This window comes from Bacillus sp. FSL K6-1033, from assembly GCF_038630765.1.
In the GTDB taxonomy this organism is placed as follows: domain Bacteria; phylum Bacillota; class Bacilli; order Bacillales; family Bacillaceae; genus Bacillus; species Bacillus altitudinis.
Genome location: NZ_CP152041.1, coordinates 302,252 through 319,006, shown reverse-complemented (window position 1 = coordinate 319,006; position 16,755 = coordinate 302,252). Strand labels below are relative to the sequence as shown.

General features: G+C 42.7%; 16 protein-coding genes. 1 reads left to right on the top strand and 15 read right to left on the bottom strand.

Features of this window, described 5'->3' with window-relative positions:
• Window positions 1-24: 24 nt before the first annotated feature.
• From MHH31_RS01715 to MHH31_RS01645, 15 genes are all read right to left on the bottom strand, one after another.
• Entirely contained in the window at window positions 25-747 is a 723-nt protein-coding gene (locus tag MHH31_RS01715; RefSeq protein WP_342495184.1) for an SDR family oxidoreductase, read from the bottom strand.
• A gap of 85 nt (window positions 748-832) precedes the next feature.
• A complete protein-coding gene (locus MHH31_RS01710; RefSeq protein WP_342495183.1) occupies window positions 833-1,708 on the bottom strand; it encodes an alpha/beta hydrolase in 876 nt (291 codons plus the stop codon).
• Between the two features lie 39 nt (window positions 1,709-1,747).
• The gene (locus MHH31_RS01705) at window positions 1,748-2,629 is read right to left on the bottom strand and encodes a glycine betaine ABC transporter substrate-binding protein (protein WP_159160202.1); all 882 of its coding nucleotides are present in this window, start codon (window positions 2,627-2,629) and stop codon (window positions 1,748-1,750) included.
• The gene (gene opuAB / locus MHH31_RS01700; RefSeq protein WP_029575460.1) at window positions 2,629-3,474 is read right to left on the bottom strand and encodes a glycine/proline betaine ABC transporter permease subunit OpuAB; all 846 of its coding nucleotides are present in this window, start codon (window positions 3,472-3,474) and stop codon (window positions 2,629-2,631) included. The genes MHH31_RS01705 and opuAB overlap by 1 nt, the downstream gene beginning before the upstream one ends.
• 10 nt (window positions 3,475-3,484) lie before the next feature.
• Window positions 3,485-4,753 carry a glycine/proline betaine ABC transporter ATP-binding protein OpuAA gene (opuAA, locus tag MHH31_RS01695; RefSeq protein ID WP_159160201.1) on the bottom strand — a complete coding sequence of 423 codons (1,269 nt, stop codon included), beginning with the start codon at window positions 4,751-4,753 and terminating at the stop codon, window positions 3,485-3,487.
• Window positions 4,754-5,153: 400 nt separating this feature from the next.
• A complete protein-coding gene (locus MHH31_RS01690; RefSeq protein WP_024719000.1) occupies window positions 5,154-6,248 on the bottom strand; it encodes a toxic anion resistance protein in 1,095 nt (364 codons plus the stop codon).
• 14 nt (window positions 6,249-6,262) lie between these two features.
• Window positions 6,263-7,879 carry a YceG family protein gene (locus tag MHH31_RS01685; RefSeq protein ID WP_035703101.1) on the bottom strand — a complete coding sequence of 539 codons (1,617 nt, stop codon included), beginning with the start codon at window positions 7,877-7,879 and terminating at the stop codon, window positions 6,263-6,265.
• Window positions 7,880-7,949: 70 nt separating this feature from the next.
• The gene (locus tag MHH31_RS01680) at window positions 7,950-8,765 is read right to left on the bottom strand and encodes an HAD family hydrolase (RefSeq protein WP_058336322.1); all 816 of its coding nucleotides are present in this window, start codon (window positions 8,763-8,765) and stop codon (window positions 7,950-7,952) included.
• Window positions 8,762-9,871, bottom strand: coding sequence for a cysteine protease StiP family protein (locus tag MHH31_RS01675; RefSeq protein ID WP_039166384.1), 1,110 nt, complete (start codon window positions 9,869-9,871; stop codon window positions 8,762-8,764). The genes MHH31_RS01680 and MHH31_RS01675 overlap by 4 nt, the downstream gene beginning before the upstream one ends.
• The gene (locus MHH31_RS01670) at window positions 9,864-11,195 is read right to left on the bottom strand and encodes a phosphoribosyltransferase family protein (protein WP_342495483.1); all 1,332 of its coding nucleotides are present in this window, start codon (window positions 11,193-11,195) and stop codon (window positions 9,864-9,866) included. The genes MHH31_RS01675 and MHH31_RS01670 overlap by 8 nt, the downstream gene beginning before the upstream one ends.
• Window positions 11,179-12,372, bottom strand: coding sequence for an HpcH/HpaI aldolase/citrate lyase family protein (locus MHH31_RS01665; RefSeq protein WP_342495182.1), 1,194 nt, complete (start codon window positions 12,370-12,372; stop codon window positions 11,179-11,181). Before MHH31_RS01665 ends, MHH31_RS01670 begins: the two co-directional genes overlap by 17 nt.
• Window positions 12,373-12,454: 82 nt before the next feature.
• Window positions 12,455-13,234, bottom strand: a complete 780-nt coding sequence (locus MHH31_RS01660) for a TerC family protein (protein WP_008342130.1) — start codon at window positions 13,232-13,234, stop codon at window positions 12,455-12,457.
• A 140-nt stretch (window positions 13,235-13,374) separates the two neighbouring features.
• Complete coding sequence (locus tag MHH31_RS01655) at window positions 13,375-13,953, bottom strand: TerD family protein (RefSeq protein WP_034664245.1); 579 nt, start codon at window positions 13,951-13,953, stop codon at window positions 13,375-13,377.
• Between the two features lie 41 nt (window positions 13,954-13,994).
• Entirely contained in the window at window positions 13,995-14,576 is a 582-nt protein-coding gene (locus tag MHH31_RS01650) for a TerD family protein (RefSeq protein WP_217816215.1), read from the bottom strand.
• A 21-nt stretch (window positions 14,577-14,597) separates the two neighbouring features.
• On the bottom strand, window positions 14,598-15,200 hold the full coding sequence (locus MHH31_RS01645; RefSeq protein WP_017358594.1) for a TerD family protein: 603 nt from the start codon (window positions 15,198-15,200) through the stop codon (window positions 14,598-14,600).
• A gap of 417 nt (window positions 15,201-15,617) precedes the next feature.
• Here MHH31_RS01645 and MHH31_RS01640 point away from each other — a divergent pair, with 417 nt between their 5' ends.
• On the top strand, window positions 15,618-16,610 hold the full coding sequence (locus tag MHH31_RS01640) for an LLM class flavin-dependent oxidoreductase (protein WP_039166397.1): 993 nt from the start codon (window positions 15,618-15,620) through the stop codon (window positions 16,608-16,610).
• The last annotated feature ends 145 nt before the right edge of the window (window positions 16,611-16,755 follow it).

Below are 16,755 nucleotides of genomic sequence, written 5' to 3'. Positions count from 1 at the left end.
TTTAAGCGGGTGGTCTCCTTTATTTTACGCATTCACATCTGTCATTGCCGGGACATTGATTTCTTTGACACAGGACACCCTGGATAGATGAATGACACATCTCGCCAGCTCGACAATATCTTGTACAGGTATTCTCGTTTCATCATAAAGAGCAATGGCTTTTTCAGCGCCATCTTCGTACGGAACTTCTGCCGCCAACTCTCCTGGATTAATACAGGTAACGGATATTTTATCTTTCCTTACGTGCTCTCTTAGTGCGTTCACAATACCACGAAGCCCAAATTTAGAAGCAACAAAAGAAACCTGAGACAAATTCGTATGGTCAAGTCCCGCAGTAGAACCAATGACGATGATCTTTCCATTCTCAGATGTCCTTACGTGCGGAAGCAGAGCTTGGATGTAGGTAATCGTTGAGGTAACGTTCACATTGATTAAATGAGCGATATCCACCGGTTGATCATGATCGAAAGAATAATCATCTTCAAAGCCGCGTTTCTCCCATAAACCTACGTTATAAATGAGTACATCAATTGTCTGATCCTTCAATGCTTCGAGCATAAAAGGGATATGGGTTTGGCTTGATAAATCGATCTTCAGCCAAATTCTACGCACCCCATCGTCTATGTTCAAACTGCTTGGTTCACTTCGTGACACAATCCATACTGTATCTCCACTTGAAGGAAGACCTTTTACAAAGGCATCCCCTAATCCTTGACTCGCACCAAATATGATATAGTTTTTACTCATGCTTCCTCCTTCATGGCTCACTTACAATCTTCCATCCATACACCCATTCATCTGTAAGCGTTTTATACCTATATCATACAATGTCTTATACATGCCTGCCCCTTTTATGCTCATCTTCACTTTCTAAATGGCCTAGCTTCCTTATTTCCTTTAATTCCGCTGGTAACGCACGCGCTTCTATAAAGCTTTTGATCATGTCGACAAAAAGTTCTTTCTTTTCAAAAGTAAACGTATGTCCAATGTCAGGAACGATGACCCCAGCTGCATTCGGGTGTGCATTCGTGATTTTTTCTGCTGACCTAGTCATAATGCCCTTTTCCTTTTCTCCCACTGTCACAAGAATCCGTGCCTTCGCTTGTTGAAACGTCTCAGGGAGCTTGTAATGAAGATTTTCTTGAAACATCGTAAGCAGCGTCTTCTTCTGCAATTGTTTGGAATCCGCTGCATAATGATCCAGTACATCGATTGGAAGTCCCATCTTTTCTGCTTGCAGCTGGATGAACCAATCTTTCTTTAATAACGGATATGTAAGAGGTAAAATGGGCCTTACCATCAAATAGAGCCATGGTAATGGCAACACAAGGGCGCTATTGATAATGGCGATGTCTGCGATGTCTGGCTCTCTCGATAACACATCAACGGCTACCTGTGCACCTAGAGAGAAGCCAATTAGAATGACTGTACGACCATGTGCATGCTCCTTTATCCATGAAATGATTTCAAAAGCACTTTCTCGCATGGAAAACGACGTTTCATTTGCTCTTGTCCCGTGACCAATAAAATCAGGGGTATAGCATTCATACGTTTCCTTGAATATTTCCATATGCTCCTGCCACATCCAGCTGCTTACGCCTCCACCGTGCAGGAAAATCATCATTGGTTTTTCCACCATCGACAACTCATCCACCATCCTTATATATAAGAAAAAGCAGTCGCTTTTTGAGCAGACTGCTTTTTCCATATGCTCCCTTCTATTATAAGGGAACTGTTATACAATTGGCTATTTTTTCAAATCTTCGATCGAGTTGACGTTTTTCATATAAGTCGGAACAACGAGACCCATGCGAAGACCCTTCATACTTGTACCGAGGTCATCATATTTTCCTTTAAACTTCGCTGCATACGTTTTATGCGTATTTGGAAGCCATGCAGATAATGATGCATCAGCACTTCCGGTTGCAATTGCAGTCCACATTGGGCCCGCTTCAACCTGAGTCAAGGTCACTTTAAAGCCAAGTTCACGCAATACCTCTGCGGCCACATTGGTACTTGCAATCTCACTATCCCACGCAACGTAGGCAAGATTGATTTTGTCACCGTTTGACTTTTTCACGCCTTTTGTCCATTTCGCTACTTGATCTTTATGCTTTTTCACATATTTAACAGCAGCATCCGTCGGTTTGACGCCATCCTGAATATCAAGCATCACTTCGCCCATATCATCTTGAGACCATTTAAATTGACTGAGCATTTTGGCTGCTTCCGGCTGATCCTTCGCAAATCCTTTACGTGAAATGGTGTGAATTTCTTCTTCCTCACCATATGATTTTTTCGGATCATCTAAATATTTTAAATCGTAGCGGGAAAACATCCAGTGAGGATTCCAGCCAGTGATGATAATCGGTTTTTTACGGTCATACGATTTTTTCAATGTCGCTGTCATCGCTGCACTTGAGGCAGACACAACCGTCCAATCCTCTAAACTGTAGTCCTTTTTCGCTTGATCCGTCAGCGCCATAATACCTGAACCCGGATCAATACCGATAATGGTTTTATTCACTTGCTGTGCTGCACTCGCATTTGAGTCCGACTTTGCACCACAAGCGGATAGTAAAAAGACAAGCAGGGCGGTCATCCCAATGTAGAGAGACTTTTTCCACATTAAGCATTCCCCCTGGTTTTTTTCGTTTTAATGTTCTGTGTAATACGATCCAGTGTAATCGCTACGATAACAATGGCAATACCAGCTTCAAAACCAATCCCTGTTTTCAGCTGTGTTACCGCACTATATACTTCCGAACCAAGTCCTGGTGCACCTACCATTGCCGCAATGACGACCATGGATAGAGCAAGCATGATACTTTGGTTAATCCCAGCTAAGATGGTTTTTGTAGCAAGTGGAAGCTGAACTTTGAACAAACGCTGGAATGTCGTAGAACCAAATGCCTCTGTTGCTTCAATCAAATCCGCTGGTACTTGTTTAATACCGAGAATGGTCATACGGATCGTTGGCGGCATTGAGAAAATAACCGATGCCACAACGCCAGGTACTACTCCGATGTTAAAGAAGAAGATCGCTGGTAAAAGATAAACGAATGCAGGCATTGTCTGCATTAAGTCTAAAATAGGTGTGACAATTTTACGCACCGTTTCCTTCTGTGATGCCCAAATACCGATCGGAACCCCGATCACGATAGAAATGACCACAGCTGTCAGAACGAGCGCAAGTGTTTGAAGCATTGGCTGCCAATAGCCTAAATAGTCGATCAGTAAGAATCCAATAAGTGTGAAAAGAGCAACTCCTCTTGTACTGATCCACCAAGCAATTCCGGCAAAGATAAGCGTTAAAATAATGGATGGAATGACGCCAAGTGCAGCTACAATACCATTTACTGTTCCAGCTAATCCATTTGTGATGCCATCAAAGAAACCACCAAAGGTTAATGTTAACCAGTCAACAAATTGATCGATATAATCCGCGAACGGAATTCTAGGTAAATCACTCATACTAAACATCTTATTCTACCTCCTGTGCAGAAGGCTCTTGTGCTTTAATTTCCTCTAGCTTGTTAGAAGACATGTTGATATATTCATCATTACCTGATAATGCACCAATCAATGCACCTCTGACCACAATACCCTTCATTCTGTTTTTCTCATCTACAACGGCAATTGGAATATTTGCCGCATCAGATACTGCATCAAAGATCTCTGTTAAATACGTTGATTCCAATACTGTCGTAAATTCTTTATCGAGAACAGTTTCTAGCGACGCACCCGTTTCTGCCGCTTTTTTCGCTGCTTGTGCAGAAATAACACCTAATAAATGCTTTTTCTTATCTACTGCATAGATAGACGAAATACCAAGGTTCTTCATGAGCGTGAGCGCAACACGTGCCCCTTTATCAATCTGAACTGTTTCTGCACGTTTCATAATATGACCAGCGGTTAATACTTTAGAAAGGTCTACATCTTCAACGAAACGTTCAACATACTCGTTCGATGGGTTCATCAGAATTTCTTCTGGTGTTCCGATTTGAACGATATTCCCGTCTTTCATGAGGACAATGCGGTCGCCAATACGAAGCGCTTCATCTAAATCATGCGTGATGAAAATAATTGTTTTTCCTACAGACGTATGAAGCTCAAGCAATTCATCCTGCATGTCTTTACGAATTAATGGATCTAGTGCGCTGAATGCTTCATCCATTAACAAAATATCAGGGTCATTAGCTAGTGCACGTGCCAATCCAACACGCTGCTGCATACCGCCACTTAATTGATTTGGGTACTGCTCTTCAAAACCTTCAAGTCCAACAAGCTTTAAAGATTCAAGCGCTTTAGAGCGGCGCTGTTCTTTCTCTACACCTTGCAATTCAAGCCCGTATTCTGTATTCTCCAGAATGGTACGATGCGGGAACAATGCGAAGTTTTGGAAGACCATGCTGATCTTTTTCCGTCTGACTTCACGCAATTGATCCTTTGACATATTTGTTATCATATCCCCATCAATATAAATTTCGCCGGAGGTTGGTTCGATTAACCTATTCAGCAGCCGCACAAGTGTGGACTTTCCGCTCCCTGATAGCCCCATGATGACAAATATCTCGCCGTCATACACATCAAAATTTGCTCGATTGACACCAACTGTTGCGCCGGTCTCTTTTAGGATGTCTCTCTTTGTCTTCCCTTTTTCAAGCATTTGAGATGCTTTTTTAGCATTTTTACCGAAAATTTTAGATACATTATTTATCTTGATTTTGATCTTTCTCTCTTCAGAATTCATTTTTTCCCTCCAAATTAGCATCTTTATAACCGTAACATAAGCGTTATGATGCGAACAATCTTTAGAATTCGCTTATTTCCGTACAATATGTATGAATTCCATATAGAGGTCTGGTGATTACAGTTTATACGCCGTATTACTCGTAAATCCTATAGAATGCTTCATAAACTACATATTTTACGGGGTATTTTCTCTCACCAGACAATATTTTACTGGAAATTCCTTATTGTGCTAAAAAATAAGTCGAATCCTTGTGATAGCGGGCTTTTTCTTTCATAGGTGAACCATGCCCCTGAACAGGATTTACCCGAAAAAGGTCACATAAAAACTTTTTTTCTCAAATTTTAATCAAATTCATGAAAAAACTGCCTGCAACTTTCGTTACAGACAGCCTGTTTTTTTAGGACTCTAGGGCAGCTCTCTTAATATTATCTTGAAGTTCAAGCATACGTTTTGTTCCGTCCTCACGTAATCGTTTGTTTTCTTCTTCAATCTGTTTCGTCTCTTTCATCCCTTGTACAATCGTATTAAAGGATGATTCGATCGTTTCAATGTCGATGCTTGGACGACCTGATAATTTAGCAATCTCAACACTTTGACTTGAGATATTTTCAGCATTTCGTTTCAGCATTTCATTCGTTCTTCTGTCCAGCTCACTCATGGAATCAGCCACAAGCTTTTGTCTCTTCGCTGTTACCGCTTGAATGATTCCATTTTTGAAAATTGGAATCGTAATGATGAAGGCAGAGTTAATTTTCCCGATTAATTTCGTATTACCACGCTGCAGCAAACGGATTTGCGGTGCCGTTTGAAGTGCCACCATCCGTGCCATATCAAGATCATATACACGCTCTTCAAGCGCTTGAATCCCATTACGAAGCGTATCCAGCTCCATTTGTGCCAGCTGGTTTCCCCCCGCCGCTTTTTCTTCATAAGAAGGAACCAATTGTTTTAATTCTTCGATCTTCATTTGCCCTGCGACGACATACTTTTCAAGCTCCATATAGTATTGAATGTTATGCTCATACATTTCTTCAAGCGTAACCGTCGATTTGGTCATTTCATCTTTGTATTTACTAATTTCCACATTGATTTTTTCAATTTCTGCACCGAGCGTTTGATATTTGCTGAAAATCTTCTCGATCATGCTGCCGCCGCGTTTAAAGATTTTTGATAACAAACCGCCCTTTGGCTCGTCAAAATCATTTTTATCAAAACGATCCATAATTTTTCCAAGCTGTGTAAGCATCGTTCCTGAGTCTGTGACACTTGTTGAACGCATCATAGAGAGAATACGGTCAGAAAACTTAGAGATTTCGACAGCCGGCTGTTTTCCGTATTCAAGCAGTTCAAGCTGATTTTTGGCATCAATCTGTCTCGCAATGTTTTGGACTTCTGGTTCATTGCGCAGCTGAACGCGAATATCGTCTGCCTTTTCAATCGTGATTTCCTCTTTATCAATTGAAATGATGTCATTTCCGTTTGTATTTGTCATAAGCTTTGATCTCCTTATCGGTTTTTAATAGATTGAAATAACTTTCTCACAATGGACGGTTCTTTAAACTCTTGGTTCATGACCATTTCATCAAGCCAATGTGTATCAAATAATTGATCGTCTATATACCGCTCTATACACTGATAGCCGGCGGGATGATACACGAAGAGATCCACACCCATTTCATTTAGGAAAATCAGGGCAGCCGCATCAGAACGAGTCAGCTCACCATTATATTCCGTATGGTATAAAATCACTTTCGGTACAGTCTGGGCATAATCAAAGGTTTGAATGAGTTCAATTACATCTTGATTCATATGCAAAAGCTGCTTGAATAAATAAATACGCACATCTAATTCGGTCTCATGGCCTTCTTTTAACAGCTTTGGATGCTGACATATGCGAGAAATGGCCTCTGCGATCGCACGCTGCGTGCCCTCATATAAATGCGAAAACTGCCACACATTGCTTTTCATTAACAAATCAGGGTCAACCTCTCCTGCTTTAGAAAGTGCATGCTGATAATGAAATTGATAATTCGAAGACACTTCTTGTGTGAAAGGGAAATGACGAATCGTTTTCGTTTCTTTCCCCTCCATTAGCGTATGGATACGGTCCCAATATTCTCGCTTGTCTCTCGTCACCCCCATCATCTTCGCAAAAAGATTCGGAATCTGTATGGTGTCACGGTCTGCTTTGAAATTCGGGCGGATAAACGACCGTTCCTTTGCAATTAAAAACAGCTCATCATACGTTGTCTTTAGCGTAATAGAATGAGGGGTATGATCTCTGAATTGCCATGGCTTATACAGCATGGAATCTTCTGTGTGAAGTACCTCTTCAAGCTCTCTTGTCGAACGATACGCCACCGTTGATTTCCTCTCAGGCTTTTCAGTAGGGAACGGTTCAAGCTTTGACGTCCCTGGATACTGATCAATAAAAGTCAGCTTTTCTTCTGGATCTAATTCACGAAATTGATCCTTGCCTTCTGGATGAAACAGCACCACATCACAGCCAATCAGCATGACATAGTAAAGAAAATAAAGCTGACTTTTATTCGCCTCTCCATACCAAATGACAGCTGGCATTTTTTCTTCCAAATTTCCTTCCTTCAGCCATGGTCCTAGATGATTATTTGAAAACTTCACTACATCTAGCAGCACGCGGCGGAAATCAGGATGCTGGAATCCCCCTTCATGCAGCTGCTTGAAATGTTCAAACACCTGGATTAACGAAAGGCGGATATGCCGGTTCATCACTGGGTTTGGATGACGGACAATGAGCTGTTCACCATCTAAGAAAGCCACAAATCGATTCACGGACAATCCCTTTTCTTCCTGATTGATCATATGAATCCGCTGGAGCGCTTGAAAGTGCTCCGGCTCAATATGCCGGTTGAGGGTTTCACTTAAAATATGCATGCCGTCAGTTTCGTATAATTCATGTAAATAAATAAAATAATCGGTTGCATCATGCGGAGTTCCAAGGACGCGGGCAGCGAGACGCGGCAAGGATAAGGTGTGCTCGTCCTTGACGTAGCCGTCTCGTTCAGGGAGCGGCTTTTTCAGCAGGTTTTTCCAGGCTTCCTGTTTCGCCCGTGTCTGGGTTACGTTGATTTCTTTATAACTCACGCCGCTCCTTCCTTTCTCCTATATTTTCTCGAAAGCTACTACTATCATATCATTCAGCCTTCTACTTCTGCTATCGAATCGAAGGCTTTTTTGCTGTGTTCATCTTCTTTGCGACAGAAGCGGCGATTTCGTCTGCCGCCGCCATGCCAGAGGCTGTCGTCGGTTCAAGCGATAGATCAACATCTAAGACTTCCCCATGACTCGGAGCGAAGCCTTTATCTGCTTGACGTATGAGATCAGCATCTAACAAGGAGTCGCCCGCACCATATACATATTCAAGGTGTAGCCTTTCTTTTAGAAAAGCAACAGCAGCCCACTTATTGAGCGGCTTTGGAATAAAATACAGCTTTCGGCCTTGAAGGGAAACTTGCCAGCCTCTCTCCTCACCCCACAGTCTTAATTCAGCGAGCGGAATATGAGAAAGAAACTCGTCTTTCATAATTAAATAAAGAAATCTTCCCTCAGCTGTTCGAGTACGTTTCACCCAAGCGGCAACCGGAAGTTCAGAGATCGCCCGCAGCATATCTATCACTGGCATACACTCTTGCAGTCTCTCATCTACAATCGCCTGCCACTCCTCAAGCGGCTTGCCGTGATGAAGAATACAGCCGCCGTTTGTCGTGACGGCATACTCTGGTTTGATCTCTTGCTGAAAGAGAGTGATTCGTTCAAATTGTGCTGTCGTTCTTGTCGTCACTGGGATAAACCAGCCTGCTTGATGAATTGCCTGTAAGGAGGCTTTCGTTTCAATAGACATGTAGGAAAGCGGCCGGTCGTCCAGCACCTCAATTAATTCGTATGCTCCCTTGTATGCATACTGCTCCAGCATTCGATGTGAGTATATCAGTGTCCGGTCTAAATCACTGGCAAATGCGATATTCTTCATGACGATTGCTCCAACGGGCGGATGAGTCCGCAGCATGTGTAGGACATGTTGGCATATTCAATGACGGGCACGCCTCTGTCCTCTGCGAGTAGTAAAATGTGCTTGAGCTTCTCCCGAGATCCAGGCTGAATGAGTATTTTCCAAGGGACTCTTCTGAGCAACACACGGGTCGTCTCACCGACACCCGGCTTAATCAAATGCGTATTGTCAATTTGGAACTCCTGACCAATAGCTTCAATGGAGGTCATCCCCCGCCAGTCAGGAGGCGTTCCTTGTGCGAGCAGGGTCTCTGCTTTCTCTTGTATATTTGCCTTAAGTTCAGAAAATGCTTCTTCAATTGTATTGACATACAGATTAGAGACATCCTCATCAATGAGCTCTTCATAATACTTGGCCCCATGGAAATCATCGGCATGGATCCAGCGGTTGTTTAGCACCGTTCGACTAACTAGGCCAGAGACCGTTGAATTCAAGCAGGCACTTGGAATGAGGAAATCCTCTCTCGTTCCGTAAACACTCGTACAATAACCAGGATCAGCAAGCACAGCTAGCTCACTCGAAAGACGAATTCCATATTTCTGTTCAAAATCAAGCACCGCTTTTTGAAGCTCTTTAGAAATAGCACCCTTTCCGGTCCAGCCGTCAATAAAGGCAATCTCAAAACCTGGATGTTCTTTGAGTATATAATGCAGCGCATTTTCATCTATTCCACGGTCACGAATAATAGAGATGCTATAATGCGGCAAATCGAGACCATACGTCTTTCTGATATACCGTTTAATGAGCACCCCGATTGGTGTCCCAGCCCGTGCCAAGCTGCACAGAACGGTTTGAAAGCCTCGCTTTTTCACAATTTGTTCTGCGACAACCGCTACGGCTTCCGCTACCTTTTGCTTACTTTCTTCAAGAGATTGATAGAATAAGTCCATATAAGATGCCGTCGGCTTATATTCAATTGGCAGCATTTCTGAGTAATGGGCACCACTTTGAATAGAGCGCTCCCGCTCTTCTGTACTTTTCTCCATCTCAATCGACGATAAATCCTTGAGTAAGAAGGTTACGTCCTGCTCTGGATAGCTTCCCATCTTTGTATACACGTTAGCCATTCACCTTCACCTCATCTGATAAAGTCACAATATGCATATGCTTCACATGCCGCTCAGCAAATAAGTGGATCAGCGGCATCAAAGCTTCTTGAGACACCTTTTTCTCAAAAAACAAAAAGACATCATCGTACTGATCTTTAGGGATATTGTACACATAGTGCTGAATGCGGGCATCCTCTGGACTCAAAAATGCGAATCCGTTTTGAACAGCGTACCCTTCCTTTTCAACCGGATGAATCGGACTTCTTGTCGTCGAATGAAAAAGGACACCTTCGCCCATATGAGCTGCAAGTCTCATCGGCACATACATCAATTCTCCTGTTCCTAAGCAGAGGGTCTGTTTTCCTTTTCGTTTTCGCTGAAGCTTCAGCCCAGCCTCAGCAGCTGCTTGATCAATGGCATCCGTGTCCGTTGCGCTTAAACCGAAACGACCTGTTTCATGTATATACGGCGAATGCCCCGCCGGATTGACTGCATGGGAAAGTGAATATGGCACTTGCTTAAAGAAGGATTGAAAAGAATGAAAAGAGAGTTCAGGTCTTTTCTCTTGCGCAGCAATTTCATACGAATAAGCAGGCTCATCCAGCGTTGTCCCCCGAAACATCATCTGCCCTTTTAATAAAGATAATGATGTGATATTTACCCCTAGCTCCTCTTGAAGCTGAAGCATTGCTTCCTCGTGCTCCTCTGTTCTCCAATCTAAAATGGATAGAATCGTATAAGAGGATCTAGGGTGCTTTGCGTGCAGATCCCGAATGATATTCATATTTGTCCGGCCTGTCGTGACCTCATCATCTACTAGCACAATCGGGCGATCCGTCCGAAGTAAGGCGTCGTCTGCGTAGCAAAGCTGATCTGTCGCATGAGAATGTTCCTCTTCAAATACGAGTGAAGGATCAAGATCCAACAGCTGTTCACGTGTCGTATGAATGTAAGATGCTCCTTCTATGACGTCATACACACCATGACCAAGCGCAGTTGCCGTTTCAGCAAAGCCGATCACAATCGGCTCGTTTACCGCCGAAAGCTTCTCTTTTTTGAGCACAGCATAGGCTTCGGTTAACTTAACATGATCATTCGTTTTTAGTGCTTCTACTATATCGTCTTGATGCGGGGGCGTCTTGCCTGTTTGTTCTTTTGCATAAGCCATTGCCAAAAGACCTGAGACGAGGAGTGGTTTCAACGGGTGAACAGGCATATGTTTCCCGAGCACCTTACTAACAAATAAAAAGGCTCTCTTTTTGTTCACCCGTGCCGCCATGTCAAAAAGATGTTCTTTTTCAAGCTGAAGCGTACCCTCTTTGAGGTTAAGCTCCACCTCCATATGTTCCAAGATGTTCAGCGTATGTGGCTTCTGCTTCTGTGAGTATGTCGATATAGCTTCTATTTTCATGAAACACCCCGTAAATGTCTGACTTCATTAAAATGTTTTCCGCCCAGCGATAGTGCGGCTTCGTTTCGTTCATTTTATTAGAGAAGGTACTCTTCATCACGCCGACTGTACCATCTGCATGCTCTAAAATACTTAATGCATCCATGTACTCTTCTTTTGTGACAACGTACATGCTTTGAACTGGCTTGAGATGCGTTGGATGGATGACTGTCTTGCCATGAATACCGTTTACCACATCCAGCCTTGTCTCTTTGAGCAGACCTTGCATATGATCGAGTTCAGATGAGGAAGACTCACCGCTCTTAGAAATTGCACGGATGAATGGATTTTGTTCTTTTCGTGCCGGTCCAAAATGCTCCCATACAGCTCCTGATATCACAAAAGAACGACCAAAATAATTGATGATATCTGTGATCAACTCAGCAATGACTCTGATCTCATAAATGGTGGTCTCGCGATCACGGCGAATGCCGTATAATCCACACAGATCCGTTGCCCCAATGCGAATATTCAAAATATATTCCTCATCATTCAGCATGATCTGCTTTAATTCAGACAACACCTGATATCTCGTTTCTTTTTCTAATAAATCTGGTGTTTCTAAAATGGGCATTCCGTATAGTGTTTTCTGAGTTTGTGCTGAAGCTCGTTTCAAACTGTCTACATATTCCTTTGCATTGTGAACGGAGCACTTTGGAAACACAAAACCAGTCAGTAAATGAAGAGAGGAACCGAGCAAATCTGCCATTTTGAGCAGCTGTTTGGGCGAACGAACCCGAATAAATAAAAGCGGCAAATGCTCAGCCATTTCTGGAGATTGATGAATTGTCTCAGAAAGGCAGGTCAATTGTGCCACTATATTCTGTTCAGCCATGTCCACTTCCTGATCACCAATGGCGTCCTCCAAGCAAAACACAACAGAGCAAAGCGCTTCATATTTCTGCGAAAGCAGCATGTCTGCTACATCCTGTCTTGTCGCAGGCATATACAAAGTAGCACCTAATGCATGCGCAAGTACATGCCTTGGCGTCAATGAATGAACTGCCGCCGGCCGCTTAAAAAAAATATCGTGCTGCCTCGTCTCTGATAAAAAACGAAAATATCGCATGCAGTGCCACCTCCTGTTGTAATGACTTGATGATTCAAAAAAGGATGGAGCCGCTAGTCAACTCCATTCCTTTTTGATCGTCCTATTCTTCTTTTGAAGCCGCAGCTTCGTTTGTTACACCTTGATGCTTCTTCTTATTGATTTTATGAACAATAAACGTTCCGATAAACGCTAGGATAATAATCGCAAAGAATGCTAGATGCGGGATTTCAATATGAGCAGCACTTAAGCCCATTTTGATGGCAATAATTCCAATGAGAATAAATGCCGTATTCTCAAGCTCTGGTATACGGTCGATGAGCACAAGGAATAATTGTGCCACTGTACGCATCATGAGAATTCCAAGCATTCCACCTAAAAGAAGAATCCATACTTCCTCAGATACAGCGAATGCAGCAAGAATACTATCTACCGAGAAGGCAAGGTCCATAATTTCTACAGAAATAACAGTTGCCCAGAAGACGCCAAATACACGAATCATCCAGCCTTCTTTTTTCAATTCCTTCGCTTCGTCATCTCCGTCACCTAACCAGAAGTGCTTAATGACCAGCCAAGCTAAGTATGCAGCGCCTAGAACCTTAATCCACCAAAACTTAATAAGCAGCATCCCTACGCCAATGAATAGAAAACGGAAGAAATAAGCGCCAATTAATCCGTAGGTTAATGCCTTTTTACGCTGCTTTTCAGGTAAATGTTTCACCATAACAGCTAATACAAGTGCGTTATCCGCTGACAACAAACCTTCAAGCACGACAAGGGTCCCAATAAGCCCCCAAGAGACAGGGTCTGTTAATACCTCTGCCCACATATGCCAATCAAAAAACGAGGCATACGTGTCCAACATATGTTTCAAAATGTCCAACTGGTTTTCCTCCTATAAGTGTAGAAGCATCAGCAGGCTTTCGCCTGCTGTTATTCTTGATCGCTGTTTCTTTCTCACTTTGGAAAATACCCTCATATGAGTCATTGGCAGCGCCTCTTGAATGAAGTTGTTTCTTCTATTTACACTTCTAACCCATAATTTTGACAAAGAGCAGCAAGTCCGCCAGAGAATCCGCTTCCGATTGCGTTAAACTTCCAATCGCTGCCGTGTCTGTATAGTTCGCATACGACGACAGCTGTTTCAATTGAGAAGTCCTCCCCTAAATCAAAACGAATCAATTCTTCCCCGCCCTCTTCATTTACAACACGAACAAATGCATTAGAGACTTGTCCAAAATTCTGGCTGCGCGTTTCTGCATCATGAATCGTAACTGTAATTCCGATACGATCAATGTTAGCAGGAATTTTCGAGAAATCAACGAGAATTTGCTCGTCATCTCCATCTCCTTCACCCGTACGGTTATCACCGGTATGAGTAACACTACCACTTGGATGCTGCAGATTATTATAGAACACAAAGTCTGTGTCTTGTTGACAACGATTGTTTGCATCTACTAAGAAAGCCGAAGCGTCCAAATCAAATTCGGCTCCGCCTGAATATTTATTCGTATCCCAGCCAAGTCCGATCATCACTTTTGTCAGCCCTGGATTGGTTTTCGTTAAATCGACACGTTGTCCTTTTGAAAGCTGAATCGCCATATTCGTATCTCTCCTATCTTCTGAAAATATGAAAACGGGCGTTACCCGATATCTAAGCCGAAGTCTGTTGCAATGCGGGCAAGTCCGCCTTGATAGCCTGATCCAACAGCTGAGAATTTCCACTCTCCGCCATGACGGTATAATTCACCTACAATAATCGCTGTTTCAATTGAAAAGTCTTCTGCCAAATCATAGCGAATGAGCTCTTCATTTGATGCCGCATTTAAAATACGGACGTAAGCGTTAGACACCTGTCCAAAGTTTTGGCTGCGTGCTTCTGCATCATGGATTGTAATGACGAAGGAGATTTTCTCAATACTTGCTGGTACAGTTGAAAGATCAACATTGACCTGCTCGTCATCTCCGTCTCCTTCACCTGTACGGTTATCGCCTGTATGTACGATACTTCCGCCACCGCCAGTTGTTTGATTGTAGAAGACAAAGTCAGATGGAGAGCTTGCTTTCCCTGCTGCATCTAAAAGGAATACGCTTGCGTCTAGATCAAAGTCATGTCCGCCATCATACTTGTTTACATCCCAGCCAAGACCTACGACTACTTTTGTTAAACCTGGATTCGTTTTTGTTAAATCAATTTTTTGACCTTTCGCTAAAGAAATTCCCACTAGGAACCTCTCCCTTCTAAATTAAATGTAGTTTCTCGTAATATCGGCAAGCTTCGCATCGTTTGTACCATTTCCTACAGCTGCAAACTTCCACTCATTCTCGTGGCGATAAAGCTCTCCAACGATTAATGATGTTTTACCTGCATATTCATCTTTCAAATTATATTTCACTAATTCTTGATTGTTTGAACGGTCAACAATTCGGATGTAAGCATTTTGAATCATACCAAAGTGTTGGTTTCTTCTAAGTGCATCATAAATGTTCACAACGAACACCAATTTATTCACATTGCCTGGTACCTTGCTTAAGTTGACGAGGACTTGTTCATCATCTCCGTCTCCTTCACCTGTCAGGTTGTCACCTGTATGCTCAACACTGCCGCATTTGCTTTTCAAGTTACCAAAGTAAATTAAATCTTTATTTTCAACAAACTTATCATTTTTCAGCATCAGCACTGAAGCGTCACAATCAATATCAGCGCCGCCTCCGCCGCCAAACAGCTTGCCAAGAAAACCGCCGCCTTGTGACACAGGGTCCCAGCCAAGTCCAACTAGAATATTGGTTAGTCCTGCTTTTCCTTTTGTTAAATCAATACGTTGACCTTTTTCTAATGTAATCGCCAAATCAATCACTCCTCCAGCATAATAAAAATCTATTTATTAAGCGATGGACCCTATTAAAATCATCATACATGAAAATTCGACAAAATTCATGAAATGACATTGGAGCCTCTTACTCTTTTTTCTATTTACTAGTATATACGATCTATGTATAAAAGAGGTTTCAATATGATGATATTTTTTTAAAGAAAGATCCATGACAAAAATGATTCATGTCGTAAAAGAAGTGTTTCATGTGAAACATTGTCGAATGTTCCCGTTACATAGCCTCTCGCTTAAAAACAGTGCGCGCATCCACTTCATATGTTGATATAGAAAATTCATGTACATAGCTGTGATAAACCCTTTCATTTCCTTCCGTTCCTGACTTTCTTTATACTTATGAATAGAATTCAACGTATTGATGAAAGGGTGTTGATGATGCCATCACTTCATATATTAGATCAAGTCGCCATCCCTAAAGGCCAATCCGCACAAGAAACATTGGTTCATACGACAGAGCTAGCCAAGCTTGCGGAAACACTAGGGTATGAGCGGTATTGGTTTGCTGAACACCACAGCACGAGAGGACTCGCGAGTACAGCGCCTGAAATATTAATGGCACATATTGCTTCACACACATCGACTTTGCGTACAGGCTCTGGGGGTATTTTACTCCCGCAATACAGCCCTTTTAAAGTAGCAGAAGTCACCCGCCAGCTTGAAGCCCTTTACCCTGGGCGGATTGAGATCGGGGTTGGTAAATCCCCAGGCGGAATTGAACGGACGAGACTCGCTTTGACAGACGGCGTGAAGAAAGAACTGTCTCAATTTGACCGCCAGCTGGAGGACCTTCTTTTTTACTTATCTGACAGCCTGCCTTCTGGTCATCGGCATGCAGGAGTGAAAGCGGCTCCGCTCGTTGATTCTTATCCGCCAGTCTGGTTGCTTGGACTCGGGGAAAACAGTGCCATCCAGGCGGCATCACTTGGAATCAACTATATTTTCGGACATTTTATTCATCCTGCACGAGGCCGGCAAGCTTTTGAAGCGTATCGGTCACACTTTTCTCCATCCGTTTTCTCACGTCAGCCTCAGTCTATGTTTGCTGTCTTTGTGATCTGCGCAGACACAGACGAGGAAGCAAGCCGCATTGCCACCAGTACAGATTTATGGCTACTTCGGGTTGAAAAAGGGCTGGACAGCCGCGTTCCTTCTATAGAAGAAGCAGAGAACTATCATTACACTGAGCAAGAAAAGAAAAAAGTGTTACAAAACCGCCAGCGAATGATTGTTGGCTCAAAGCAAACAGTGAAAGAACAGCTGCAAATCTTAATGGACCGCTATCAAACGGACGAGATCATGATATTAAACAATTCATTTGATCCAATGGAAAAACAGCGTTCCTTTGAACGAATCGCAGAACTTTTTTGAAGCCAATCTTTCATTGGCTTCTTTTTTTACATTGTCATAAAAAATGGGAAATGTAACATCGAGATGTCAAAACGCTTCCTTCTGTCATCTGATCGCAAATGTGTCTTCTAATCGTTAGCGAACTGTAAACGCATGGTAGGTGTAC